This window comes from Pilimelia columellifera subsp. columellifera, assembly GCF_039532605.1.
GTDB classification, from domain to species: Bacteria; Actinomycetota; Actinomycetes; order Mycobacteriales; family Micromonosporaceae; genus Pilimelia; species Pilimelia columellifera.
The window spans coordinates 85,322-109,388 of record NZ_BAAARY010000013.1; the positions used below are offsets into that span (position 1 = coordinate 85,322).

Below are 24,067 nucleotides of genomic sequence, written 5' to 3' on the forward strand. Positions count from 1 at the left end.
GCTCACCGCTGGGACGCCAGGGCGGCGGCCTGCCGACGGACGTGCCAGATCCGCTGGCCGATGGTGACCACGCTCAGAACCGCCAGCAGCCACAACGCCGCCGGCAGCGCCCAGGACAGACCGAACGCCCCGGTAAGGACGGCGCCGACCCCGGCGCAGACGAGCCGCTCGAACCGCTCGGCCACCCCGACGTCACAGCTCATGCCCAGGCCCTCGGCGCGGGCCTTGACGTAGGAGACGACCTGCCCGCCACCCAGGCACAACATCGCCGCGACCATGCCCGCGAGGTCGCCGGTGCTGGCCAGCCAGTACGCCACCGCGCCGAAGATGAGTCCGTCAGCGACGCGGTCCAGGCTGGAGTCCAGCAGCGCGCCGAAGGAACTGTCCCCGCCGCGTAGTCGCGCCATCGTCCCGTCGATGATGTCGCTGATCGCTGCCACCATGACGATGATCGTGCCGAGCACCAGATGGCCGCGGGCGGCGAACCCGACGGCGCCGACGGCGACGCCGAGCGTGCCGAGCACAGTGACCGCGTTCGGGCTGAGTCCGGAGCGCAGCAGCGCCCGGGCGACCGGCTCCACGAGGTGCGCGGTCGCGCCCCGGGCCGACCCGCTGAAGATCTTCGCCATGGCGGTCCCACCATAGCCGCGACCCGGGTCCAGAGGCACAACCGGAGGTCAGGCCGGCGGTTGAGCCCACCCGCCCAGGCGCCGGGACGCCATGATCGGGCTCGGCCGAGGTGGCTCGCGGACCGCTGACCGCCGCATTGGGCGCCCGGCCGGTGTGAGACGGTAAGGCCGCCCGCGAGCACCCGATTGGGGCAGACTCGGTCTATATCGCAGGGCCGCACGGGCCGGCGGCGACAACGAGGAGGTTCGCCGATGGCGTCCAAGGGTCACGACAGGGTCGCGGCCGCGCCGACGGCGGCGTCAACGCCGGCCGCGGTGCGCAACATCGTCCTGGTCGGCCACAGCGGCGCCGGCAAGACCACGCTGGTCGAGGCGCTGCTCGCGGCCGCCGGCGCCATCACCCGTCCGGGTTCGGTGGCCGAGGGCACTACGGTCTGTGACACCGACCCCGCCGCGATCAAGCAGCAGCGGTCGGTGGCTCTGGCCTGCGCGCCGCTCACCCACCGCGACGTCAAAATCAATCTGCTGGACGCCCCCGGCTACGCCGACTTCGTCGGCGAGCTGCGCGCCGGGCTCCGGGCCGCCGACGCGGCGCTGTTCGTCGTCTCGGCTGTCGACGGCATGGACACCGCCACCGCCATCCTGTGGGAGGAGTGCGCCGCGGTGGGACTGCCCCGGGCGGTGGCGATCACCCGGCTGGACCACCCCCGGGCGGACTTCGACGAGATGGTCGCGCTGTGCCAGCGGGTGTTCGGCGGCGAGGACGCCGCCGGCTCGGTGCTGCCGTTGCTGCTGCCCATGCACGGCGACGACGGCGAGTCCATCGTCGGCCTCATGAGCCTGGTCGACCAGCGGGTCCTCGACTACAGCGCCGGCACGCCGGCCACGGCGCGGCCGGCCGAGCCACAGCACCTGTCGGCGACCAGCGAGTTCCGTGACGAGCTGTTGGAGGGGATCATCGCCGAGAGCGAGGACGAGACCCTCATGGACCGGTACCTGGCCGGCGAGCCGATCGACCCGGCCGTCGTCGTCGCCGACCTGGAGAAGGCGGTCGCCCGGGGCCACTTCTATCCGGTCATCCCGGTGTCGCCGACCACCGGCGTCGGCCTCGACGCTCTGCTCGACCTGCTCGTTCGCGCCTTCCCCAGCCCGTTGGAGCACGGCCTGCCCCCGGTCACCGGCCTCGACGGCTCGCCCCGCCCGCCGATGACCTGCGACCCGGACGGCCCGCTGGTCGCCGAGGTCGTCAAGACCACCGTCGACCCGTACCTGGGCCGGGTGTCGCTGGTGCGGGTGTTCTCCGGGACGCTGCGCCCCGAGCTGAACGTCCACATCGCCGGCCACGGCCTGGCCGACCGGGGCCACCCCGACCACGACGCCGACGAGCGGATCACCCACGTATACGCCCCGCTCGGGACGGCGCTGCGGGAGATCCCCGGGTGCGTGGCCGGCGACATCTGCGCGATCGCCAAGTCCGCCACCGCGGAGACCGGCGACACGATCTCCGGCCGCGACGAGCCATTGCTGGTTTCCCCGTGGGACATGCCCGAGCCGCTGCTGCCGGTGGCGGTCGCCGCGCACACCCGCGCCGACGAGGACGCCCTCGCCCGCAACCTGGCCAAACTCACCGCCGGCGACCCGACGCTCCGGCTGGACCGGGACGCCGACACCGGCCAGCTCGTCCTGTGGTGCATGGGCGAGGCACACGCCGAGGTGGTGCTGGACCGGCTGCGCGCCGGTGGCGCCGAGGTGGACACCGAACCGGTGCGGGTACGCCTGCGGGAGACGTTCGCCGCCGCCGCCAAGGGACACGGGCGATTGGTCAAGCAGTCCGGCGGCCACGGCCAGTACGCCGTCGTCGACCTGGAGATCACCCCGCTGCCGCGCGGCGCTGGAGTCGAGTTCCTCGACAGCTCCGTCGGTGGCGCGGTGCCGCGCCACTACGTTCCGGCCGTCGAGAAGGGTGTTCGGACCCAGCTGCAACGCGGCCTTTTCGCCGGGCATCCAGTGGTGGACGTGCGGGTGACGCTTGTGGACGGCAAGGCGCACAGCGTCGACTCATCCGATATGGCGTTCCAGAACGCGGCGCAGCTGGCCGTGCGGGACGCCGCCGAGTCCGGGCAGCTGATGCTGCTGGAGCCGGTCGACGAGGTCACCGTCCGGGCGCCGCAGGCGCACCTGGGGGCGGTGATGAGCGACCTGACAGGTCGGCGCGGACGGGTTCTGGGCACCGAGACGGACCCCGAGCAGCCGGAGATCGCCGTCGTGCGCGCCGAGACGCCGGCCATCGAGCTGCTGCGGTATGCCGTCGAGCTACGTTCGGCCACGTCGGGCGCCGGCAGGTTCCGGCGGTCTTTCCTCCGGTACGAGCCGATGCCCGACCAGCTGGCCGAGATCGCGCGCCGGGAGCACCCCGGGCGCGGTTGACCGACGACGGTCCTCAGGACGGCCAGGACGCGTGCTCAGGACGGCCAGGCTGAGGCGAACAGGTCCCGGGTGTCGGCCAGCAGCTGCGGCAGGACCTTGGTCCGGCCGATGACCGGCATGAAGTTGGCGTCGCCGCCCCACCGGGGCACGACATGCTGGTGCAGGTGGGCGGCGATGCCGGCGCCGGCGGCGTTGCCCTGGTTGAGGCCCAGGTTGAACCCGTGCGCCTGGCTGGTCGCGCGGACCACCCGCATCGCGGTCTGCGCGAACGACGCCAGCTCGGCGGTCTCGTCCACGGTCAGCTCGGTGTAGTCGGCGACGTGCCGGTACGGGCAGATGAGCAGGTGCCCGGGGTTGTAGGGGTACAGGTTCAGCACCGCGAACACCCACGACCCCCGCGCGACGACCAGCGAGTCGTCAACCCGGTCGGGGGCGAGGCAGAACGGGCAGCCCGACGGCTTCTCGTAACCCTGGGCGGGACGGTCCTCGCCGGTCACGTAGGCCATCCGGTGTGGCGTCCAGAGCCGCTCCAGGCCGTCGGGCTCCCCGATGCTCACGGCGTGGGCTCGGCTGCGGTCGGCGGGGTGTTGACCCGGGACTGGACGAACGCGACGACGTGCGCGACAGCCTCGTCGAGCGGGACGCCGTTGCGCTGCGACCCGTCGCGGTACCGGAACGACACAGTGCCGTTGGCGACGTCCTCGTCGCCGGCCAGCGCCATGAACGGGATCTTCTGGTTCTGCGCGTTGCGGATCTTCTTCTGCATCCGGTCGTCGCCGAAGTCGACCTCCGCCCGGATGCCCTCGGCGCGCAGCTTGGCCACGAACGCGGCCAGGTGGTCGCCGTGGTCCTCGCGGATCGGGATGCCGACCACCTGCACCGGCGCCAGCCAGGCCGGAAACGCGCCGGCGTAGTGCTCGGTGAGGATGCCGAAGAACCGTTCGATCGAGCCGAACAACGCCCGGTGGATCATGATGGGCCGCTGCCGGGCGCCGTCGGCGGCCTGGTACTCCAGGCCGAAACGCTCGGGGAGGTTGAAGTCGAGCTGCACGGTGGACATCTGCCAGGTGCGGCCGATGGCGTCGCGGGCCTGCACCGAGATCTTCGGGCCGTAGAACGCCGCGCCGCCCGGATCGGGGACCAGCTCCAGGCCGGAGTCCTCGGCGACGCTGCGTAGGGTCTCGGTGGCGATCTCCCACTGGACATCGTCGCCGACGTGCTTCTCCGGATCCTTGGTGGACAGCTCCAGGTAGAAGTCCTCCAGGCCGTAGGCCTTAAGGAGGTCGAGGACGAACGTCAGGGTGCTGGTCAGCTCATCGCGCAGCTGCTCGGGGGCGCAGTAGATGTGCGCGTCGTCCATGGTGAGGCCGCGGACCCGGGTGAGGCCGTGCACGACACCGGACTTCTCGAACCGGTAGACGGTGCCGAACTCGAACAGTCGCAACGGCAGCTCACGGTAGGAACGCCCCCGGGACCGGAAGATCAGGTTGTGGAACGGGCAGTTCATCGGCTTGAGGTAGTAGTCGGCGCCCTCGACCTCGATCGGCGGGAACATGCCGTCGGCGTACCACTGGAGGTGGCCGGAGGTCTCGAACAGGCTCCCCTTGGTGATGTGCGGGGTGTTGACGAACGAGTACCCGGCCCGCTCGTGCGCGATCCGCGAGTAGTTCTCCAGCTCCCGACGGATGATGCCGCCCTTCGGGTGGAACACCGCAAGGCCCGAGCCGATCTCGTCGGGGAAGGAGAACAGGTCCAGGTCGCTGCCGAGCTTGCGGTGGTCGCGCCGGGCCGCCTCCTCAAGCAACTTGAGGTAGCCCTTGAGGGCGTCGCGGGTCGGCCAGGCGGTGCCGTAGACCCGCTGGAGCTGCGGGTTCTTCTCGCTGCCGCGCCAGTACGCGGCGGCCGAGCGCATGAGCTTGAACGCGCCGATGTGCCGGGTGCTGGGCAGGTGCGGGCCGCGACACAGGTCGCCCCAGCAGCGTTCGCCGTTCTTGTCGAGGTTGTCGTAGATGGTCAGCTCGCCGCCGCCGACCTCCATCACCTCGGTGGCGTCGACATCGCCCTTGATGTCGACCAGCTCCAGCTTGAACGGCTCGTCGGCCAGCTCCGCCTTGGCCGCGTCCAAGGAGTCGAAGCGACGGCGACGGAAGCTCTGACCCGACTTGATGATCTCCTGCATCTTCTTGTCGAGCTTGTCGAGGTCGTCCGGGGTGAACGGGGTGGCGACGTCGAAGTCGTAGTAGAAGCCGTTCTCGATCGGCGGGCCGATGCCGAGCCTGGCCGCCGGGAACACCTGCTGGACGGCCTGGGCGAGGACGTGGGCGGTCGAGTGGCGCAGCACGTTGAGCCCGTCGGGCGAGTCGATCCGCACCGGCTCCACGGTGACCTCAACGTCCGGAGCCCAGTCGAGATCGCGCAACTGGCCGTCGGCGTCGCGGACGACGACGACAGCCCGGGCGCCGGTCGCGGGCAGGTCCGCGGCGGCGACCGCGTCGGCGCACGTCGTCCCCGCCGGCACGACGATCGGCTCGTCGGTGGCGGAGGCGACGGCTTCGCTCGGGCGCGCTACGGACACGGCTTGCTCCCAGGTGGTGAGGACAGCGGGACGGCGACTCGATGCTATCGGGCGCCCTGGCGCCGGCTCACCCCGATATGCCCAGCCACGCGTCGCATCGCCGACCACCCGCGCCGATGACGGAATATTCGGCGATTTCTGACTAGAAAGCCATCAATTAGGTTAGATCTATCGGACGCCCTACCTCGTCGACACGGCGGCCGACCAGGTCAGGCCCGTATTGATCCGCGTAGGCGCCACTAATCCACCACGACGGAGGGAGGCATCGACGCTGTTTGGCAGTACCGTGCTTCCCATGGCGTCGGTGCTGCTGGTGGAGGACGACCATGTCGTCCGCGGCGCCATGCTGCGGTCGCTAGCCGACCGCGGGCACGCGGTGCACGCCGTCGGCACGGCGCTGGACGCGCTGCGGCGGGTCGCCGCCGAAAGCCCCGACCTCGTCGTGCTCGACCTGGGACTCCCCGACCTCGACGGCGGGGACGCGCTGCGGATGCTGCGCGGCATCACCGACGTGCCGATCATCATCGCCACCGCACGCGACGACGAGCACGCGATCGTCCGACTGCTGCGCGCCGGGGCCGACGATTACATGGTCAAGCCGTTCACCGGCGCGCACCTGGACGCCCGGATCACCTCGGTGCTGCGCCGCGCCGGCCGACCGAACCGGCCCACCCCGACCACCTACGTCATCGACGGCCTGACCGTCGACGTCGGACAGCGGATCGCGACGCTCGACGGGTCGGAGCTGCACCTGACCCGCAAGGAGTTCGACCTGTTGGCCTATCTGGCGGGGCGCCCCGGCCAGGTGGTGCCACGGCGGGAGCTGTTGGAGGAAGTATGGCGACAGCCGTCCCTGGGCGAGGACCAGACCATCGACGTCCACCTGTACTGGCTCCGCCGGAAGCTGGGCGAGACCGCGGCCAAGCCACGCTACCTGCACACCGTGCGGGGGGTGGGCTTCCGGCTGGTGGCCCCGGCCTCCGGCTGATCGTCGCCAGGGTCGCCGTGGTGGTGGCGGCGGTGACGTCGCTGGCGCTGTTCCTGCCACTGGGGCTGGCGGTCACCCAACGGAGCCACGAACGACGGCTGGCCGAGGCGGAGGCTGACGCCTCGATCGTCGCCGGCGCCATCGCCGCGACGACCTCAGCGCGCGCCGCCCGCCAGGCGGTGAGCCGGATCGCCCTGCCGACCGGGGTGTCGGTGCGCCGGCTCGCCGGAGTGGACGAGTCGCCCGGACGGGCCAGCGCCAGTGACCTCAGCGCTGTGGCGGCGCAGGGCGGGTCACTGCGTGCCGACGTTCCCGGCGGCGTCGCCGTGCTCGTGCCCACCAGCGGGGCGGTCGTCGAGGCGTTCGTCGCCGACGCCGAGCTGGGCGCCGCCGACAGCGGGGTCTGGTGGGCGCTGGCCAGCGGCGCCGCCGTCCTCATGACGCTGTTCGTGCTGTCCGGGGACCGGGTCGCCGCGCGGGTGGCGCGCGGGGCCCGGCAGCTGCGCGACGGCGCGGTCGCGCTCGGCGACGGCGACCTGCGGGCGCGGGTCGACCCCGCCGGGTGCCGGGAGCTGGCGGAGGCGGGCGCGGCGTTCAACCGGATGGCCGACCGGATGGCCCAGTCGCGCACCAGCGAACGGGAGCTGGTCGCCGACCTGTCCCATCGGCTCCGCACGCCGCTGACGGTGCTCCGGCTGGACGCCGAATCGCTCGTCGGCGGCGGGACAGCCGATATCGACGGGGAGCTGGACACCGGCGAGATGTTTGTCGGCACCGCCGAGGAGGCCGACCAGCGGCGGACCGTCCGCCGCATCCGCACTGCCGTGGCGACCCTGGAGCAGGAGATCGACGTCCTCATCCAGACGACCCGCCAGGTCGTCTCCACCGAGGCGGACGAGCGGGCGGACCCGCAGCGGTGCGACGCCGGCGAGGTGGTCCGGGACCGGCTGGAGTTCTGGGCGGCGGTGGCCGGGGACCAGAACCGCCCGTTCAGTGTGCACGGCGCCAGCCGGCGGGCGCCGGTAGCGCTGGCTCGGTCCGAGCTGGCGGCGGCCTTGGACGCGGTGCTGGGCAACGTCTTCCGGTACACCCCGCAGGGCACCCCGTTCGAGGTGGCGGTCTCGCGTCGCGACGGCTACGTGGCGGTCCGGGTCGACGACGGGGGCAAGGGCATCGACGACCCCGACCGGGCGTTGCGGCGCGGGGCCAGCGACCAGGGCTCGACCGGTCTCGGGCTCGACATCGCCCGTCGGGCCACCCTGGCGGCGCAGGGCTCGGTGAGCATCGACCGGGCCCAGCTCGGCGGCGCCAGCGTCGTCATGTTGTTCCGGGACGCCGAGGCGCCCCCGCCCAGCGCCAACCGCTTCGGCCTGGTGGGCCGCCGCGACGCCGAACCCGCACCGCGACGCTGGCCCCGGCAGCGCTCCGACAACGCCCCCGACCGGGACGAAGCGCGGTCAGGAGCCACCGATGCGTGAAGTCTCACAGCGCCGCCGTTTCCGCTTCCGCAAATCTTCCTTAGGTGTGAATTAAGTGGGTATCCGGCGACGAGGTCCGTGGCTACCGTCTAGGTCAATCCCATCCGGCTCCTCCCGGCGCCAGGCCCTATGTGCATCCCCCTGTACGCCGGTTCGGGAAGAGCCTCATGCGCGGCGGGGCGGGTCCACCCCCATGACACCCGTCCTGCCGCGCGCCTGTCCCGACGCGGACGGAGGGCGTCAGATGGCCACCGGTGACCACTCGGTCTCCAGGGGCGACGGCGCGCGCCGTCGCGCCCGGCCGAAGCGGCACGCCCGGTCGGCACGGCGCTTCACGCTCACCACGACCATCGCGGCGATCTGCCTGGCCCTGGTCCTCGGCCCGGACCTGACCGGACGACCGGCGCCCAGCGGCCTGCCGATCGCCCATCTGCCGCCGGACGAGCCGCGCCTCGGGCTGATCTTCCAGGATCTGTTCCCCGCCGGCGACGGCGAGCCGTGCGTCGGGGCGTTCCAGGTGGCCGACCCACAGCTGTGCACCCACGGCCCCAGGCGGCCGCCGCAGGGCCTGTCGGTGGACACCGACGTCGCCCCGGCCGGGGCCCAGGCGCCGGCGCCGGCCGCGCCCCGGCTCGATGTGGCGCCCGCGCCGCCGACCCGGGACCTGCTGGCCGATGTGGGGGCGGTGACCGGTCCGGGCGCCGGCGCCGCGCTCGCGCCCAGGACCGCGCCGGACGACTCCTACACGACGCTGACCGGGGTCGGCCCGGCTTGCCAGGGCGATGGTCGCGATGGCCGCCGGGTCCAGGCCTTGTACGCGTACGAGTCGGGCCGCGCCAGCAACCACTCCCGATATCTGGCCTCGTTCCGGTCGTGGCTGGCCGGAGTGGACGCGATCTACGCGGTGAGCGCCAAGGCGACCGGGGGCCAGCGTCGGATCCGCTTCGTCACCGCCGGCGATTGTCTCATCGACATCGCCGAGGTGGAGGTCCCCGCGGGCGCGCTCCGCACCCTCGTGACCATGATCGCGGCGTTGCGGGAGCGCGGCTACGAACGCGCGGACCGTAAGTATCTGGTGTTCGCGGACACGAACGTCTACTGCGGCATCAGCACGTTACGCCGCGACGACAGCCCTGGGCCCACGAACCAGAACAACCAGGGACCGTCGTACGGACGCGCCGATGCCGGCTGCTGGGGCGCCCAGGTGGCCGCGCGCGAGCTGACCCAGATGCTCGGCGGGGTCCAGGACAGCGCCCCGAACGCCAGCGGCGGCGGCGAGTGCTCCGACGGCCCCGACCTGCTGTGCGACGCGCCGGCCGCCACCGGTGACGCCGACCCGTCCGGCGCCGCGGCGCCGGGCGCTGACTGCCCGCTCGCCGGCAGCGGGTCGCGTCTGGACTGCGGCGGAGACGACTACTTCAACACCGGTCCGGCCGAGGGCAGTTACCTGGCCACACACTGGAACATCGCCCGCAGCGGGTTCCTCATCAGCGGCCCGAAGTCGGCCGGCGGCCCTCGGCTGACCGCCCCCTCGCCAGCTGCCTCGCCGTCGCCGACCGCTCCGCAGGACCCGCGTCCGACGCCTGAACCGCCGGGCCCGACGCCCAGCCTTCCCCCGCCGCCGCCGGGCCCACCCCCGCCCAGCGGCGCGGCGGGCGGGCCAGCCCCGCTGACCGCGGCGCCCTCACCGACGCCCGCGGTGGGGCTGCCCGGCGCCCTGGCCGGGCCGGCCGTTCCCGTCCGGATCACCGATGTCGACGTCACGTCGGCGACGCTGAGCTGGCCGCCGGCGGCCCCCGGCGCCCGCTATGTGGTGAGTGTGGACGGCGTCGCCGTGGGCGACACCAGCGGCGCCAGCGCCCGGTTGCTGGGACTGCGCCCGGACCGCCGGCACACGGTTCAGGTCATGCTGCGCGAGAATGCGGTGGTGGCGCCGCACACCGTTACGGCCACAGCCCGCACCCTGGCGGTCGCGACGCCACCGCCGGGGACCACGGTCGCGTTCGGCAACGCCTTGACCAGCCAGGGTATGACCGTGGCTGCCGGCCGCTCCGGCTCGGACACCCCGATCGTCGTGGCCGCCCCGGATGGCGTGGCGACCCAGCGGTGGACGCTGCGCCCGACCGCCGGCGGGGTGCTGCTGGCGAGTGCTCTCAGCGGCCTGTGCCTGACCCCGCGGGGCGGCGTCAGGGCCGGGAGCGTCCTGGCCCAGCGGACCTGCGACCCGGCCAACGCCGCCCAGCGTTGGCAGATCGTCCGGGACGGGGCGGGTCTGTCGCTGACCACCGGCGACGGCGGGCTCGCCATCGGGGTCAGCGCCCAGCGGTACGGCGAGCACCGGTTGCTGGTGCTCCAGCGCCGCAACGGTCAGCCGGCGCAGCGGTGGATCGCTGACCAGAGCTGATCGGCGCGGTGGTCAACCGGGGTTGGCTGCCAGGTAACTGTCGATCTCGGTCAGCAGACGCGCCTGCTGGTCGGCCGGCAGGAATGACGCCCGGACGGCCTGGCCGGCCAGGCGCGCCAGTCCGGCACGGTCGAGGTCGAGCAGGCGGGCGGCGATGGCGTACTCGTTGTTCAGGGTGGTGCCGAACATCGGCGGGTCGTCCGAATTGATGGTGATGTGGAGGCCGGCGGCGACCATCGCCGGCAGCGGGTGCTCAGCCAGCGAGGTCACGGCGCGGGTGCGCACGTTGGAGGTGGGGCACACCTCCAACGGGATCTGCCGCTCGGCTAAATGGGCCATGAGTCGGTCGTCCTGGACGCAGCCGATGCCGTGCCCGATCCGCTCGGCCCCCAGATGGTCCAGGGCGTCCCAGATGGACTGGGGGCCGCTGGTCTCGCCAGCGTGCGGGACCGAGCGCAGGCCCTCGGCGCGGGCCTTGGCGAAGACCTCGGCGAACGGCGGCCGTGGCACCTCCGGCCCGCCGAGCCCGAAGCTGATGAGCCCGTCGGGGCGCTGCCGTAGGGCGATGTCGAGCGTCTGCTCGGACGCCCCGGCGCCCTCGGCCTCGCCGGGGATGTCGAAGCACCAGCGCAGGACGACGCCCAGCTCGCGCTCGGCGGCGTGGCGCGCGTCCTCGATCGCCGCGCAGAACTCGTCGGCGGGGATACCGCGACGGACGTGTGAGTACGGGGTGATAGTCAGCTCGGCGTAGCGCACCTGTTGGCCGGCGAGGTCCCGGGCGACCTCGTAGGTGAGCAGGCGCACGTCCTCAGCGTCCCGGATGAGGTCGACGACGCTGAGGTAGACCTCGATGAAGTGGGCGAAGTCGCGGAACTCGAAGTATCGCTCCAGAGCCGCCGGGTCGACCGGGACGGGGCTGCGTCCCTCGTGCCTGGCGGCCAGCGCCGCCACGGTGCGCGGCGAGGCCGAGCCCACGTGGTGCACGTGCAGCTCCACCTTGGGCAGGCCGGTGATGAAGGCGTCCAGGTTGGCCACCGCTCCCCCTCACTGTCGCCCGCGAGGGCCGCGCGACGACGAATATCTGACCGGAAGGGGTAGTAGACCACGGGCACGCCCGGTCGTCCGAAACAGTACGTACGTTTTGGTAAAGAAGCCGGCGGCCGCGCCCAACCAGGCGTAATCTGTTGTGTGTGGAAATGCGCGAGTTGCCCCGGATGGGGGCTGAGGTGGGCGTGGTCGGGCTCGGCACCTGGCAGTTCAGCGGCGCCCGCGGGCCAGCCGACGACGACCGCGCAGTGGCCACCATCACCGCCGCCGTCGACGCGGGCGCGACGCTCGTCGACACCGCCGACGTCTACGGCGACGGTCGCAGCGAGCGCGTCATCGGCCGCTACCTGACCGACCATCCCCTGGCCGACGTCTTCGTCGCCACGAAAATGGGCCAACGCGGCGGCAACGCCCCCGCCTCCTACCACCTCGACAACTTCCGCGCCTGGACCGACCGGTCCCGGGCCAACCTCGGCATGGACGTCCTCGACCTGGTCCACCTGCACTGCCCGCCACCGGCGGTCTACGACGACGACGCGGTGTTCGACGCCCTCAACCTGCTCATCGACGAGAAGCGGATCACCGGATACGGCGTCAGCGTCGACACCTGCGACCAGGCGCTGCGCGCGATCGCCCGGCCGGGCGTGGCCAGCGTCGAGATCGTGCTCAACCCGCTCAGGCCCAAGCCCATCGAGCACGTCCTGCCGGCGGCGCTCGCCGCCGGAGTGGGCGTCATCGCCCGGGCGCCGCTGGCCAGTGGCCTGCTCAGCGGCGGCTACGACGAGCTGACCGCGTTCGGCGACGACGATCACCGCTGTGTCGCCCGCCGCGACGAGCTTCCCGGCGAGACCTTCGCCGGCCTCGACTTCCACGGCGCCCTGACCGCGGTCCGCAAACTGAGCGCGGTGGTGCCGCCGGAGCTGACCATGACCCAGTTCGCGCTGCGCTGGATCATCGACCAGCCGGGCGTGACCGCGGTCATCCCGGGCGCCAGCAGCCCGCAACAGGCGCGCTGCAACGCCGCCGCCGCGAGCCTGCGACCGCTGCACGTCGAGGCCCAGATGATGATCGCCGAGATCTACGACGAGCTCATCCGGCCGCAGCTGCACCACCGCTGGTGACGGCGACCGGGCATGTCACGACGCTGTCCTGCCGCCCGGGCCAGGCCATCGTGTCGACCGCGCCCGCGCTTCAGGCTCAACGGGCGAGACGAACGACGATCTTGTCGGTGTCGGCGCTCTCCAGGGTCGCCTTGAGGCCGGCGATGTCCACCGCCTGCTGACCGACGGTCAGCGTCTGCTGCGCCCCGGCAACCTCCAGGGTGACCTGCTCCCCCTGGACCGAGACGACCTTCGCCTCGACGCCCAGGACGCTCGCGGTGGCGTTGACGCCGTCGAAGGTGACCGTGCAGGCGTTGAGGTCGCAGCTGGCGTTCTCGCTGGAGCAACCGGCGACGCCGGTGAGCGCCAGCGCCAGCGCCAGCGTGCCAGCGACAGCCCAGCGACGGGCGCCGCCACCCGCACGGGTGACCGGGGAACGGGGCACGGTGATTTCGGTTGATCGGTACGTCATGCGAGCAAGAGTACGCTGCGCTGTCATGGGGATCATCGTGACGGAACAGCCGGACCAGCGCAGGTTCGAGGCGCGGGTCGATGGCGAGTTGGCCGGTCAGGCCGACTATCAGGTGCGCGGCGACGTTCTTGTGCTCACCCACACCCAGGTCGACCCGGCCCGGCGTGGCCACGGCGTCGCGAGCGCGATGATGACCGCCGTGTTCGACCAGGTGCGGGCCAGCGGCCGGCGGGTCACCCCGCTGTGCCCGTTCGTGACCTGGTTCATCGAGCAGAACCCGGAGCAGACCGACATCGTCGCCGGCTAAGCGATCATTGCGGGTTCAGACGGTCGTGGGCGCCGTCTGCGGATAGTGGCAGGCGACCTGGGCTGCCCCGGGTCCGGCGCGCAGCGTCGGCGCGAAGTCCCGACAGGCGACCCGCTCCGCCTCGGCGAGCCGACCGGCGTACACCGGGCAGCGGGCACGGAAACGGCAGCCGTCCGGCGGCGAGACGGGGTTCGGCAGGTCGCCGTCGAGGACGATCCGGCTGCGGGCGCGCTCGCGGCGGGGGTCCGGCACCGGGACGGCCGACAGCAGCGCTGCCGTGTACGGGTGGGCCGGGCTGGCGAACAGGTCGTCCGCCCGACCGGCATCCACGATCTGCCCGGCGTACATGACCGCGACCTGGTCGGCCAGGTGGCGCACCACCGACAGGTCGTGCGAGACGAACAGGTACGAAAGCCCCAGCGTCGTCTGGAGATCGGCCAGCAGGTTGAGCACCCCGGCCCGGATCGAGACGTCCAGCGCGGACACCGGCTCGTCGAGCACCAGCACCCGGGGGTCGACCGCGAGCGCCCGGGCGATGCCGATGCGCTGCCGCTGCCCACCGGAGAACTCGTGCGGAAACCGGTTAGCGTGCTCCGGGTTGAGACCGACGAGGTCGAGCAGCTCCCGGACCCGGGCCGGTTCGTAGCGGCCGTGCAGCCGCAGCGGCTCGCCGATGATCGCCTCGACGGTCATCCGCGGATCAAGCGAGGCGTACGGGTCCTGGAAGACCAGTTGCAGCTCGCGTCGTAGCGGCCGCCACTGCCGCTGGCTGAGCGCGGTGAGTTCACGGTCGCCGTAACGCACCGACCCCGCGGTCGGACGGATGAGGTTGAGCAGCAGCCGGGCCGTGGTGCTCTTGCCGCAGCCGGACTCGCCGACGAGCGCCAGCGTCTGACCGGGGTACAGGTCGAAGGAGACCCCGCAGACGGCGTGGACGACGCCGGTGACCCGCCGGGTCAGGCCCCGGGAACGCACCGGAAAATGCCCGACCAGGCCCCGGGCCGACACCACCGGCGCCGGCGTGGTGGAGTCGATGCTCACGGCCCGAACACCTCCTGGGGACTGACGCCGACAAGGCGCTCGTGGAAGTGGCACGCCGCCCGGTGGCCGCCCCCGACCGCGGTCAACAGCGGCGCCTGCTCCCGGCACCGGTCCACGGTCATCGGGCAGCGCGGCGCGAACGCGCAGCCCGGCGGGGGCGCCAGCAGCGACGGCGGGCCGCCGACGATCGGCGTCAGGCGTCCGCCCCGGTTGTCGATGCGCGGCAGGCTGCCCAGCAGACCCAGCGTGTACGGCATCCGCGGCTGGTAGAAGACATCGTCGGCGGTCCCGGTCTCTACCGGGGCGCCGGCGTACATGACACACACCCGGTCGGCGTGGCCGGCGATGACGCCCAAGTCGTGGGTGATGAGGACGAGGGCCGCGCCGGTGGCCTGCCGGGCGGTCCGCAGCGCCTCGAGCACCTGCGCCTGCACGGTCACGTCCAGGGCGGTGGTGGGCTCGTCGGCGATGATGACGTCCGGGTCGTTGGCCATCGCGATGGCGATGACCACCCGCTGCCGCATTCCGCCGGACAGCTCGTGCGGGTAGGACGACGATCGTCGCCGCGGGTCGGCGATCCCGACGAGGTCGAGCAGCTCGACGGCCCGGCGCTCGGCCACACCCCGGCCCGGACGCTGGTGCGCCTCGATCGCCTCGACGATCTGCGCGCCAACCGGGTAGACCGGGTTCAACGCCGTCATCGGGTCCTGGAAGATCATGGCGACCCGCCGCCCGCGAACCCGGCTCAGCTCCCGGTCGGGCAGGCCGAGCAGCTCCTGGCCGCGCAGCTTGACCGACCCGCCGACGCGGGCGTCGCGCGGCAGCAGGCCGAGCACCGCCAGCGACGACACCGACTTGCCTGACCCCGACTCCCCCACGATGCCCAGCACCTCACCGGCGGCGACCTCGTAGGACAGTCCCCGGACCGCCTGGACCTGGCCGTCCTCGGTGGGCAGGGCGACGGTGAGGTCGCGCACCGCGAGCACCGGGGAGTTCACCGACGGCGCCGGCTCTGGCGCGGGTCGAAGGCGTCCCGCAGCCCGTCGCCGATGAAGTTGACCGTCAACGCGACGAGCACGATGAACACCCCCGGGGTGTAGAACAGCCACGGCCTGGTGCGCACGGCCGAGCGGGCGTCGCTGACGAGCAGGCCCAGCGACGTGTCGGGGCTCTGCACCCCGAAGCCGATGAACGACAGCGCGGTCTCGGCCAGGATGCCGCCGGCCACCAGGATGGTGGCGTTGACGATGAGCGGGCCGAGCGCGTTGGGGATGAGGTGTCGGACGATGATCCAGCCGGGGCCGGCGCCGAGCGCCCGGGCCGCCTCGATGAAGTCCTGCTCGCGCAGCGACAGCACGATCCCGCGGATCACCCGGGCCACGTAGGCCGAGGCCAGACCACCGATGATCAGGGAGATGAGCCACCAGCGTCCGCTGGAGCTGGCGCCGAGCGCGGCGGCCACGGCGATGCCCGGCACCACCAGGACCACATCCGCGGCCCGCATCAGCGCGGTGTCGGCGAGGCGGCCGAAGTAGCCGGCCACCGCGCCCCAGGTGGCCCCGACGACGGTGGCGATCACCGCGATCAACACCGCGATCTTGATGGACTGCTGGAGCCCCCGCATGACCTGGGCCAGGGTGTCGTGGCCGATCGAATCGGTGCCGAACGGGTGCGCCCATGACGGCGGCTGGGAATTGTCCGGGGTGATGTCCAGGTGGCTGTAGCGCCACAGCGCCCCGCCGACGTAGGCGAACAGCACGATGAGCGTCAGCGTCGCCAGGCTGGCGACGGCCAGCCGGTGCCGCAGGAAGCGGCGCACGACCAGCCGCGACTGCGAACGGGCCGGAACCGGAGGCTCAGGCATGCCGGATTCTCGGGTCGAGCACGCCGTAGAGCAGGTCGGCGACGAGATTGCCGACGACGACCAGCAGACCGGAGATGGTCAGCCAGGCCATCACCGCGTAGAGGTCGCGGGTGGTGATGGAGTCGATGAGGTAGGCGCCCATGCCCTGCCACTGGAACACCGTCTCAGTGATCACCGCACCGCCCAGGATGCCGGCGAGGTCCATGGCCGTCACCGTCGTCAGGGGAATGAGCGCGGTGCGCAACGCGTGCCGGGTGAGCACCCGCCGGGCCGGCAGCCCCTTGGCGCGGGCCAGCCGGACGTAGTCGCTGCCGAGCACCTCCAGCATCGCGGCGCGTTGGAACCGGCTCCAGGCGGCGAAACTGATCAACGCCAGGGAGATCGTCGGCAGAATCATGTGCCCGGCGACGTCGACGAAGCGGTTCCACCAGGTCGGATCAGCCAGGTAGGGGGACCGGTCGCCGATGGTGAACAGCAGCTGGGTCCGGGGGTCGCCGTCCAGGCCGTTGATCCAGATGCCAGCCTCCTTGAGCAGGACTGCGAGCCAGAACGAGGGCATCGCCAGAAACAGGAACCCGCTGAAGGTGATGCCGTAGTCCAACGCCGAGTACTGCCGCACGGCGCTGACGACGCCGGCGACCACCGCGATGACCAGCGCCACCAACATCGCCACCGCGACCAGGCGCAACGTCACCCCCATCCGGGTGACGATCTCGGCGTTGATGTCCTCGCGTGGGTTGACCGACGGCCCGAAGTCGCCGCGGGTGACCAGCCCCCACAGCCAGCTCCCGTAGCGTTGGAGCAGCGGCTGGTCCCAACCGAGCCGCCGCTCCTCCAGGCGGATCGTCTCCTCGGGAACCGGCGGGTTCACCGCACGCAGGGGATCGGTGGGGCTGCCGGAGACGGCCACCAGGACGAAGACCAGGAAACTGGCCACCAGCAGCACCGGCACGGACAGCAGCATTCGGCGCGCCGCGTAGGCGAACATCTCATCCGCTCCGCTCGTCGCCTACTGGGCCCGAAGTCCCCACTGGGCGATGTTGTACCCCACGCCGCTGAGCGTCGGGTTGGGTCGAATGTTGGCGTACCGGCTGGCGACGGCCGTGAACGATTCACGCTGGAACAGCGGCAGCACGTACGCGTCCTCGGTCATGATCTTGTCGGCCTGGTTGATGAGGTCGAACGCCTTGGCGTCGTCGCCGACGATCTGGTTCGCCTGGGCGAGCAGCTTGTCCGATGCGGGGTTGCTCCACCTGCCGTAGTTGCTGGCGCTGGAGGAGGCCCACAGCGACGAGGCGGCGCCGATCCGCAGCGGCGACAACATCCAGGCGAAGATCATGATGTCGAAGTCGCCGGAGGTCAGCGTCGCCCCCAGGTTGTCGGTCGGCTCGACCCGGACCTCGACGCCCAGCTCCTTGACCATGTTCGCGACCAGCTCGCAGGTGTTCCTGCGCAACTGGTTGCCGACCGTGTGGCGGATCCGCAGCGGCGGCACCGCTTTCCCCGACGGGGCGACGAGCTTGCCGCCGGCGCTCCGGTAGCCGGCCTTGGCCAGGATCTCCCGGGCCTTGGCCAGGTCCCCGCTGCCCTGTCCGGTGGCGCTGACGTGGTCGACGTAGCCGGGCATCGTGGGCACGAAGTTGTGGCTGCCCATGGGCTGGGTGTCCGGCGCGTACTGGCCCACCGTCTTGGCGATGATGTCGGCGCGGTTGATCGCGGTGAAGATGGCCTGGCGTATCGCCCGGTCGGCCAGGGCAGGGTTCTTGAGATTGAAGTCCAGGTGCTCCCAGGACAGACCCTTGCCGAGGTGACTGTTGACGTCCGGGACCTCGCGGACCTGGGCGAGAATGTCCGGCGTGACGATCGGGTTGACGGCCGACACCTCGCCGTTGCGCAGCGCAGGCGCCAGCTCGGCGTCGTTGGTGATGATCCGGTAGACGATCCGGTCCAGCGGCGCCTTGGACTTGCCGAACCAACGTTCGTTGCGGACGAGCGTCAGCGCGAAGTTGGGCTCGTGCTTCTCGATCCGGTACGGACCGCCGGACCACGTCGGCACCGTCTTCTCCATCCAGGAGAACCCAGCGGCCAGGTCGCCCTGCTGGGCGGCCAGGTGCGCCGGGTAGAGCGTGCCGAACAGGCCCTGCCAGTCCGGGTACGGCTTGCTGAACGTCGCGGTGACGGTCTTGCCGTTGTCAGCCCCGGCGACCGCGGCGATATCCTGGTAGCCGTCGTTCGAGGCGGCCGTGCACCCTGTGCAGTCGCGGCCGTTCATCACCTTCCAGACCCAGATGAAGTCCTCGGCCGAGATGGGGGTCCCGTCGCTCCACACCGCGTTCGGCTGGATCTTGTACTGGACTGTCATCGGCGCGCTGCTCACCAGCCCCATCGAGGCCAGCGTGTCGGTGTTGATGGTGTGTTTGAGGTCCGGCGCGAAGACGTGGGCGACGCCCAGCACCCCGGCCAGCGCCTGCTGGTACTCAACGGTGTTGCCGGCGCTGGAGAGGGTGTTCCACGCCTTGACGTCCTTGCCCAGGGCGTAGGTCATCGTCCCGCCCGGCTCGGTCGGGCCAGCGTTGCAGCCGGCCGGGTCGGCGGCGCAGGCTTCGAAGCCGCCGCCGGCGCCTCCGCTGGCGTCGTCGGGTCGGGTGCAGGCGGCGACAACCGTCAGGGCGGCGATGACCGCCGCGGTCAACCGGACAGCGCGCATCGACGCCTCCTCACAGGCCAGGGGTCCTGGCGCCCGCGACCCCGAGGACCACATGGGATCTGCCGAGCACGGTTTGTTGAGGAAACCCGCCCGGCACGGCGAGGGGAAGATGCGACCGCCCTTCGCAACGTTATCGAGACGGAAACCTCACCTTGCGTGGCTGCCAGCCGGATATATCCACTGTGGCAATCACCCTGCGCATCGACTGTCATCGCATGGATCGGCCGTTGGCCGGCCACCGCCTCGCAGGCGGCGCCTGGCCCGGTCGGGGCGCTCGACGCGCGAGCCCGTCGCGGCCATGGGATCGTGGTGTGGTGACAGAACAGACGACGCACGAGAAGTTGGGCTTCACCGACGACGAATGGGGGCTGCTGGTCGGCCTGCCCGAGGCGGTCGTCACCGCCGCGAGCGCCGTGGAGTCAGACAGCGGCCGCCGCAGCCGCGCCGAGAGCGCCGCCGGCCACGAGGTCATCTCCGCCGGCCGTGAATCGGCGAGCCCGCTGGTCAACGCGGTCGCCGTGGAGCTGCTCAGCCGGGTCGGCGACCCCGAGGCCGGCGAGATGCCGCCGGCGATCACCCCGGCTGACCCGGCAGCGACGGTCGCGGACACGTTGGTCCGGGCCCGCGCCGCCGCGGCCCTGCTCGAGGGACGCGCCAGCGAGGGCGAGTCCGGCGCCTACCGGCACTGGCTGACCGAGATCGCCGACGCGGTCGTCACGGCGACCCGCAGCGGCGGGCTGCTGGGCATCGGCGGCGAGCAGGTGACCGAGGCCGAGCGGCACTTCCGCGACGAGCTCGCGGCGATCCTCGCCGACTGACCGTCGACCCGTCCGCGCGGGTCAGACCGTCACCGTGCTCCTGCGGCTGACCCGCGCGTACACCCCGGACAGCTGTCCGGCGCACCGCTGCCAGGAGTAACAGTGCCGGGCCCGGTCCAGACCCGCGGTGCCGTAGGCCATCCGCAGGACCGGGTCCGCCAGCAGCAGCCGGATGGCCGATCCGAGGCGTCGACCGTTCGCCGGCGGTGTCAGGGCGCCGGTGAGCCCGTCGACGACAGTCTCGGCCAGCGCTCCCACCGCGGTGGCGACCACCGCGGCGCCGCACGCCATCGCCTCCAGCGCCACGGCCACCGACTCGGCGTCCGACGTCCGTGGCGGGCACACCACGAGGTCCGCCTTGCCCAGCCACTCCGCCAGGTCGACGTTCTCCGGTCGGACGATCCGGTCGGCGAGCCCCGCGTCGGCAGCGGCCCGGGAGAACCAGTCGTCAGCGGGCCTGGCGAGCGCCACGCACTCGACCGTCGGGGCCCATGGCAACGCCGCCAGCAGGTCAGCGTGGCCGGCGGCGACGCTGGGCTCGCCCGCGATGAGCAGCCGTGGGCCGCCCGGACGGGCGGCGGGCTCGGGCGGCACGGCCGACACCGTGTCGACGCCGTCCCGCACCAAGGTGATCATCTGTCGTGGCAGCCCGTCGCGGACGAGGCCGGCGATCTCGGCATGTGACGAGGCGATGATCTGATCGGCGGCCGCGCCAAGCGCCCGCCGCCAGCTCGCGCGACCGGCCGGGTCCACCGGCCCGGTGTCGCCGAAACTCTGCACCAGGGCGATGTCCGAATCCATCGCCGCGGGCGCGGCGAGCGCCCCGCTCCACCAGCACAGCGGGTGCGCCACCTGGGGGCGTTCGGCGGGGTCGGTCCAACGGTTGGCGAGCCAGAGTCCGTCGGCGCGGGCCCGCTCGGCGACCTCGGACGGGGCGAGCCCGTGGACGACCGTGGTGGCCATCGGGGCCACCTGCGCGCCGGCTGGCAGCCCGAAGCGCGGAGGCAGGTCCGCCCGGTCCAGCCGTGGGTAGACCCACACCTCGTGACCGGCGTCGGCGAGGGCCGCGGTCAACCTGGCCAGCCGGGCCGCAGGGGCGGTCGGGCCGGGGCTGACGAGCAGGCCCGAGGCATCGACACCGGCCGCGATGATCGCAATCCGCGGGGGCACAGCGGGTCGAGTGCCCCACGGGGGCGCAGATAAACATGAACCGGCCGTAGGTCGTCGTGCGCCTCAGCGGTCCCGTGCTGTCGGCCACCCGGCGAAGGCGCCAGCCCCATGGCGCCGCCCGCCAACGACCACATAGACGTTTCGACATGTATGCCGACCACGCTAGTCTGCCCGGGTGGCACAGCGACGCACCTCGACGAAGGTGACAACCCCCGGCGCCCGTCAGGGCCGCAGGCCCCTCGCGACAGCCGCCCGGGCGGTGTCGGCGGTCAAGGGACGCGCCCTGGTCGGCGGGCTCGCGGTCGTGGCGGCGATCGCCGCCGGAGCGGCGCTTCTCAGCCAGCCGGCGGCCGAGCCGACGCCCCTGCCGACCCCGGGTCTGGGTGACGTCCCCATGGCCGAGGCGTGGCCCGGCGTCACCGCGTCGGCGCCCCAGGTCGGCGTCCTCGACGACAACACCACCTACACCCCGAGGCTGTACCTCAACACCCAGCTGTCGGTGGGCATCGCGCGGACCCCGGACGGCGAGACCCACCGGCTGCTGACCCGCGCCGCCGACGGCCGGATCACCGAGCTGCGTCGGGTCGCCGGCAGCCGGGACCCCAACTTCAACGGCTTCGCCGCCTCCGGCGACGTCCTGGTGTGGGCTGAGACGACCACCGGCGGGCCCGCCAACCAGCTCACCACGATCTGGCGGGCCGATCTGAAGACGGGGGCCGTCCGGTCCCTCACCGCCGACACCGGCAACGCGGTGTTCCGAAAGAGCGGCTTCGATGTCGTCATCGCCGAGGGCGCCGCCCACTGGGTCTCCGGCGGCAACATCAAGACCATTCCGGCCGAGGTGCGCTCGATCCCGCTGGCCGGCGGGAAGGTGACCCGACGCACGGTGCCCACGCTGCTGTCGCTGTCGACGTGGCCGTGGCTGACCACGGCCGAGAGCGCGGTGTCGGTTCCGGCGACGATCTTCAACCTGAAGACCGGCAAGAGCCAGGTGGTGCGGTCGAGCCCGTCGGAGAGCATCCGGTGTCGTCCGTCCTGGTGCCGGATTGGCGTCGTGGGCTCCAGCGGCATCTCCCGCACCGACATGATGCGTCCTGACGGCGCCGAACGGCGCCGGATCGCCGGCCCGAACGCGGCGGCGGTCATGAACGACATCGGGTTGTTCGACCGGTTCGAGGCGTTGGGCGTCTCGGAGGGGCCGGAGAAGGGGACGATCACCCTGCAACTGGTCGACCTGGCCCGCCAGCAGACCGTCCGGATCGCCGAAGGCGCCGCCGTGGTCGAGTCCCAGGGCTCGCTGCTGTGGTGGGCTGAAGGGCTGCCGGGCCGGGAGTACAAGTGGCGGGCTCTGGACCTGTCCGCGATCCCTGCCTGACGCACGTCGGTCCGGACGGCTACCCAGCCGCACCCGTTTGGATAGCCGTCGCACACCGTGCCGCCCCGCACACTGGTCGACATGCGTGATGGAACCCGACTTCTCAAGCCCCGTCAGCGGCGGCTGGCCTGGGCCGGCTTCGTCCTGGTCAGCGCCTACGCCCCCGTGCAGGCGATGGTCCTTCCGGATGCCTCGTGGCTGTTCAGCATCTGCGTCGCCGGACTGGTAGCCGCGGTGATCATCGCCGACGACGCCTCCGAACGGGCCGCGGCCGCCGTCGACCCGGGGAAGCGCCGGTGAACATCCGCGCCGGCGCCGGCCGGATCGACCGGCACACCGCGGAGGTGACGCTCTCGTCGCTGATGTCAGAGTTCGGCCAGACGGGCCTCGCGGTCGCCGCGGTCGTGCCGGGCCTGGCAGCCGCGATCGACCAGCACGCCGCCGCCGTGCGCGACAGCATCCGGGCGACCGGCCGGCCGATGACGCGCGCCGGGCTGGCCGGGTACGCCACCGGACTACGTGAGGCCGCCACCGACCACGGCTGGTCCGCCCCCGACACGCCGATCGACTGGACCCGCGCGGACTGGGTGCTGGTGCGACTGATCGCCGTGTGCGTGCTCAGCAGCTGAACACCCGCCGGCTCCGGCCATACCGGGCTACATGACGCAGTTCAGGGCCGCCCCCACCCGGGGGCGGCCCTGACCGCGTTCCCGCCCGCGTTCCCGGCGACCTCAGGTCAGGTCGCCCGACCCGGCGCTGGACGCGGTCGTGCCCGGGGCGCCCGCGGTCGCCGACGGGCCCGCTGAGGTGGCCATCGCCGCGTCGGCCGAGGCGGGCGCGCGGTCGGCCATCTGCCGGTCAAGGTCGTTTCGACCGGCGGCGAAGCCCTGCGCCCGCTCGCTGATCACCGACGACTCGGCCTCGACCCGGTCCAGCCAGCGGTCCCAGCGCTGAGTCATCGGACGCACCAGACCGCCGCCGACGCCGACGATCATGATGCCGGCCACGGTGGCCAGCACGGCGACGAGAACCGGCGTGGTGACAGCGGTGGCGATGCCGACCTGGTTGAGGGCCGCGATGATACCCATCGCGGTGATGAACACCGACGCGGTCGTGCCCAGCAGCCGGCCGTACGACAGCCCGCTGAGCGCCCCGCTGATGAGGTCCCTGGCTGCGGTCGCGATCCCGCTGGCTACCACGACGATGACGATCGCGACGAACGCCTTGGGCAGCCAGCTCACGACCCCGTCGATGAGATTGCTGACCGGGTTCGGCCCGAAGACGCCGAAGGCGAGCTGTAGCGTCACCAGCAACAACGCGTAGTAGGTGAGCCGGGCCAGGATGTCGCTTCCCTGGATCCTGCTGCGGGCCATCGCCCGGCCCAGGGAGCCACGGTGGGTGAGCCGGTCGAACCCGGCCTTGGCCAGCAGCTTGCCTACGAGGCGACGCGCCGCGATCGCGACCATCCAACCCAGGGCGAGGATGGCCAGGAAAGCCAGAGCCTTGGGGACGAAGACAAGAACCGTTGACCACATATCAGTCAACGCGGCGCTGATGTCACCCATGGGATCCTCCTGTCCAAGCGGCCACTGGGACTCGCCGCATACCCGCGACAGACTGGTTCAACCACAGCGAGAACGGCGCTGACCTCGATGAGGTCAGCGC

The 24,067-nt window shown here is 72.2% G+C and carries 22 protein-coding genes; 10 read left to right on the top strand and 12 right to left on the bottom strand.

The window, feature by feature from the left end:
• Nucleotides 1–2: 2 nt before the first annotated feature.
• Nucleotides 3–629 carry a phosphatidylinositol phosphate synthase gene (gene pgsA, locus ABD287_RS13965; RefSeq protein ID WP_344173064.1) on the bottom strand — a complete coding sequence of 209 codons (627 nt, stop codon included), beginning with the start codon at nt 627–629 and terminating at the stop codon, nt 3–5.
• 252 nt (nt 630–881) lie between these two features.
• Here pgsA and ABD287_RS13970 point away from each other — a divergent pair, with 252 nt between their 5' ends.
• Nucleotides 882–3,056 carry an elongation factor G-like protein EF-G2 gene (locus tag ABD287_RS13970; RefSeq protein ID WP_344173066.1) on the top strand — a complete coding sequence of 725 codons (2,175 nt, stop codon included), beginning with the start codon at nt 882–884 and terminating at the stop codon, nt 3,054–3,056.
• Between the two features lie 35 nt (nt 3,057–3,091).
• Here the strand turns inward: ABD287_RS13970 and ABD287_RS13975 are convergent, their stop codons facing one another.
• Together ABD287_RS13975 and thrS are read right to left on the bottom strand one after the other, a co-directional pair.
• On the bottom strand, nt 3,092–3,562 hold the full coding sequence (locus ABD287_RS13975; protein WP_344173160.1) for an HIT family protein: 471 nt from the start codon (nt 3,560–3,562) through the stop codon (nt 3,092–3,094).
• 47 nt (nt 3,563–3,609) lie between these two features.
• Entirely contained in the window at nt 3,610–5,631 is a 2,022-nt protein-coding gene (gene thrS, locus ABD287_RS13980) for a threonine--tRNA ligase (protein ID WP_344173068.1), read from the bottom strand.
• A 295-nt stretch (nt 5,632–5,926) separates the two neighbouring features.
• Here thrS and ABD287_RS13985 point away from each other — a divergent pair, with 295 nt between their 5' ends.
• The 3 genes from ABD287_RS13985 (at nt 5,927) to ABD287_RS13995 (ending at nt 10,501) form a co-directional block, all read left to right on the top strand.
• A complete protein-coding gene (locus ABD287_RS13985) occupies nt 5,927–6,619 on the top strand; it encodes a response regulator transcription factor (RefSeq protein ID WP_344173071.1) in 693 nt (230 codons plus the stop codon).
• A gap of 32 nt (nt 6,620–6,651) precedes the next feature.
• A complete protein-coding gene (locus ABD287_RS13990; protein WP_425565621.1) occupies nt 6,652–8,097 on the top strand; it encodes a HAMP domain-containing sensor histidine kinase in 1,446 nt (481 codons plus the stop codon).
• Nucleotides 8,098–8,341: 244 nt separating this feature from the next.
• On the top strand, nt 8,342–10,501 hold the full coding sequence (locus tag ABD287_RS13995; RefSeq protein ID WP_344173074.1) for a ricin-type beta-trefoil lectin domain protein: 2,160 nt from the start codon (nt 8,342–8,344) through the stop codon (nt 10,499–10,501).
• 12 nt (nt 10,502–10,513) lie between these two features.
• On the opposite strand, the gene ABD287_RS14000 is transcribed toward ABD287_RS13995, so the two are convergent.
• Nucleotides 10,514–11,536, bottom strand: coding sequence for an adenosine deaminase (locus tag ABD287_RS14000; RefSeq protein WP_344173076.1), 1,023 nt, complete (start codon nt 11,534–11,536; stop codon nt 10,514–10,516).
• Between the two features lie 155 nt (nt 11,537–11,691).
• Here ABD287_RS14000 and ABD287_RS14005 point away from each other — a divergent pair, with 155 nt between their 5' ends.
• On the top strand, nt 11,692–12,669 hold the full coding sequence (locus tag ABD287_RS14005) for an aldo/keto reductase (protein WP_425565622.1): 978 nt from the start codon (nt 11,692–11,694) through the stop codon (nt 12,667–12,669).
• 76 nt (nt 12,670–12,745) lie between these two features.
• Here the strand turns inward: ABD287_RS14005 and ABD287_RS14010 are convergent, their stop codons facing one another.
• The gene (locus ABD287_RS14010; RefSeq protein WP_344173078.1) at nt 12,746–13,120 is read right to left on the bottom strand and encodes a hypothetical protein; all 375 of its coding nucleotides are present in this window, start codon (nt 13,118–13,120) and stop codon (nt 12,746–12,748) included.
• Nucleotides 13,121–13,145: 25 nt separating this feature from the next.
• Here ABD287_RS14010 and ABD287_RS14015 point away from each other — a divergent pair, with 25 nt between their 5' ends.
• Nucleotides 13,146–13,427, top strand: coding sequence for a GNAT family N-acetyltransferase (locus tag ABD287_RS14015; protein WP_344173080.1), 282 nt, complete (start codon nt 13,146–13,148; stop codon nt 13,425–13,427).
• Between the two features lie 15 nt (nt 13,428–13,442).
• Here the strand turns inward: ABD287_RS14015 and ABD287_RS14020 are convergent, their stop codons facing one another.
• The 5 genes from ABD287_RS14020 to ABD287_RS14040 are packed head-to-tail and all read right to left on the bottom strand — an operon-like array spanning nt 13,443 to nt 19,039.
• Nucleotides 13,443–14,468, bottom strand: a complete 1,026-nt coding sequence (locus tag ABD287_RS14020; RefSeq protein ID WP_344173082.1) for an ABC transporter ATP-binding protein — start codon at nt 14,466–14,468, stop codon at nt 13,443–13,445.
• Complete coding sequence (locus ABD287_RS14025) at nt 14,465–15,466, bottom strand: ABC transporter ATP-binding protein (protein WP_344173084.1); 1,002 nt, start codon at nt 15,464–15,466, stop codon at nt 14,465–14,467. The genes ABD287_RS14020 and ABD287_RS14025 overlap by 4 nt, the downstream gene beginning before the upstream one ends.
• The gene (locus tag ABD287_RS14030; protein ID WP_344173086.1) at nt 15,463–16,332 is read right to left on the bottom strand and encodes an ABC transporter permease; all 870 of its coding nucleotides are present in this window, start codon (nt 16,330–16,332) and stop codon (nt 15,463–15,465) included. The genes ABD287_RS14025 and ABD287_RS14030 overlap by 4 nt, the downstream gene beginning before the upstream one ends.
• Nucleotides 16,325–17,320: an ABC transporter permease gene (locus tag ABD287_RS14035; protein ID WP_344173088.1), complete on the bottom strand. Its 996-nt coding sequence runs from the start codon at nt 17,318–17,320 to the stop codon at nt 16,325–16,327. The genes ABD287_RS14030 and ABD287_RS14035 overlap by 8 nt, the downstream gene beginning before the upstream one ends.
• A gap of 21 nt (nt 17,321–17,341) precedes the next feature.
• The gene (locus ABD287_RS14040) at nt 17,342–19,039 is read right to left on the bottom strand and encodes an ABC transporter family substrate-binding protein (RefSeq protein ID WP_344173090.1); all 1,698 of its coding nucleotides are present in this window, start codon (nt 19,037–19,039) and stop codon (nt 17,342–17,344) included.
• A 314-nt stretch (nt 19,040–19,353) separates the two neighbouring features.
• Here ABD287_RS14040 and ABD287_RS14045 point away from each other — a divergent pair, with 314 nt between their 5' ends.
• Entirely contained in the window at nt 19,354–19,857 is a 504-nt protein-coding gene (locus tag ABD287_RS14045) for a hypothetical protein (protein WP_344173092.1), read from the top strand.
• A gap of 21 nt (nt 19,858–19,878) precedes the next feature.
• On the opposite strand, the gene ABD287_RS14050 is transcribed toward ABD287_RS14045, so the two are convergent.
• Nucleotides 19,879–21,027: a glycosyltransferase gene (locus tag ABD287_RS14050; protein WP_344173094.1), complete on the bottom strand. Its 1,149-nt coding sequence runs from the start codon at nt 21,025–21,027 to the stop codon at nt 19,879–19,881.
• A 175-nt stretch (nt 21,028–21,202) separates the two neighbouring features.
• Between ABD287_RS14050 and ABD287_RS14055 the strand changes: the two genes are divergently transcribed.
• The 3 genes from ABD287_RS14055 to ABD287_RS14065 all read left to right on the top strand — a co-directional run bounded on the left by ABD287_RS14055 (nt 21,203) and on the right by ABD287_RS14065 (nt 23,031).
• Nucleotides 21,203–22,402 carry a hypothetical protein gene (locus ABD287_RS14055; protein ID WP_344173097.1) on the top strand — a complete coding sequence of 400 codons (1,200 nt, stop codon included), beginning with the start codon at nt 21,203–21,205 and terminating at the stop codon, nt 22,400–22,402.
• A gap of 81 nt (nt 22,403–22,483) precedes the next feature.
• Nucleotides 22,484–22,702 (top strand): hypothetical protein, encoded by a 219-nt coding sequence (locus ABD287_RS14060; RefSeq protein WP_344173100.1) that lies wholly within the window; start codon nt 22,484–22,486, stop codon nt 22,700–22,702.
• Between the two features lie 62 nt (nt 22,703–22,764).
• Nucleotides 22,765–23,031, top strand: coding sequence for a DUF6401 family natural product biosynthesis protein (locus ABD287_RS14065; RefSeq protein ID WP_425565623.1), 267 nt, complete (start codon nt 22,765–22,767; stop codon nt 23,029–23,031).
• Between the two features lie 102 nt (nt 23,032–23,133).
• On the opposite strand, the gene ABD287_RS14070 is transcribed toward ABD287_RS14065, so the two are convergent.
• Complete coding sequence (locus tag ABD287_RS14070) at nt 23,134–23,967, bottom strand: mechanosensitive ion channel family protein (protein WP_344173104.1); 834 nt, start codon at nt 23,965–23,967, stop codon at nt 23,134–23,136.
• Nucleotides 23,968–24,067: the final 100 nt, after the last annotated feature.

Excerpts from the sequence above, each read along its gene's own strand:
- pgsA (WP_344173064.1), bottom strand. The coding sequence starts at position 629 with ATGGCGAAGATCTTCAGCGGGTCGGCCCGGGGCGCGACCGCGCACCTC.
- ABD287_RS13970 (WP_344173066.1), top strand. The coding sequence starts at position 882 with ATGGCGTCCAAGGGTCACGACAGGGTCGCGGCCGCGCCGACGGCGGCG.
- ABD287_RS13975 (WP_344173160.1), bottom strand. The coding sequence starts at position 3,562 with ATGGCCTACGTGACCGGCGAGGACCGTCCCGCCCAGGGTTACGAGAAG.
- ABD287_RS13985 (WP_344173071.1), top strand. The coding sequence starts at position 5,927 with ATGGCGTCGGTGCTGCTGGTGGAGGACGACCATGTCGTCCGCGGCGCC.
- ABD287_RS13995 (WP_344173074.1), top strand. The coding sequence starts at position 8,342 with ATGGCCACCGGTGACCACTCGGTCTCCAGGGGCGACGGCGCGCGCCGT.
- ABD287_RS14010 (WP_344173078.1), bottom strand. The coding sequence starts at position 13,120 with ATGACGTACCGATCAACCGAAATCACCGTGCCCCGTTCCCCGGTCACC.
- ABD287_RS14015 (WP_344173080.1), top strand. The coding sequence starts at position 13,146 with ATGGGGATCATCGTGACGGAACAGCCGGACCAGCGCAGGTTCGAGGCG.
- ABD287_RS14030 (WP_344173086.1), bottom strand. The coding sequence starts at position 16,332 with ATGCCTGAGCCTCCGGTTCCGGCCCGTTCGCAGTCGCGGCTGGTCGTG.
- ABD287_RS14035 (WP_344173088.1), bottom strand. The coding sequence starts at position 17,320 with ATGTTCGCCTACGCGGCGCGCCGAATGCTGCTGTCCGTGCCGGTGCTG.
- ABD287_RS14040 (WP_344173090.1), bottom strand. The coding sequence starts at position 19,039 with ATGCGCGCTGTCCGGTTGACCGCGGCGGTCATCGCCGCCCTGACGGTT.
- ABD287_RS14060 (WP_344173100.1), top strand. The coding sequence starts at position 22,484 with ATGCGTGATGGAACCCGACTTCTCAAGCCCCGTCAGCGGCGGCTGGCC.
- ABD287_RS14065 (WP_425565623.1), top strand. The coding sequence starts at position 22,765 with ATGTCAGAGTTCGGCCAGACGGGCCTCGCGGTCGCCGCGGTCGTGCCG.
- ABD287_RS14070 (WP_344173104.1), bottom strand. The coding sequence starts at position 23,967 with ATGGGTGACATCAGCGCCGCGTTGACTGATATGTGGTCAACGGTTCTT.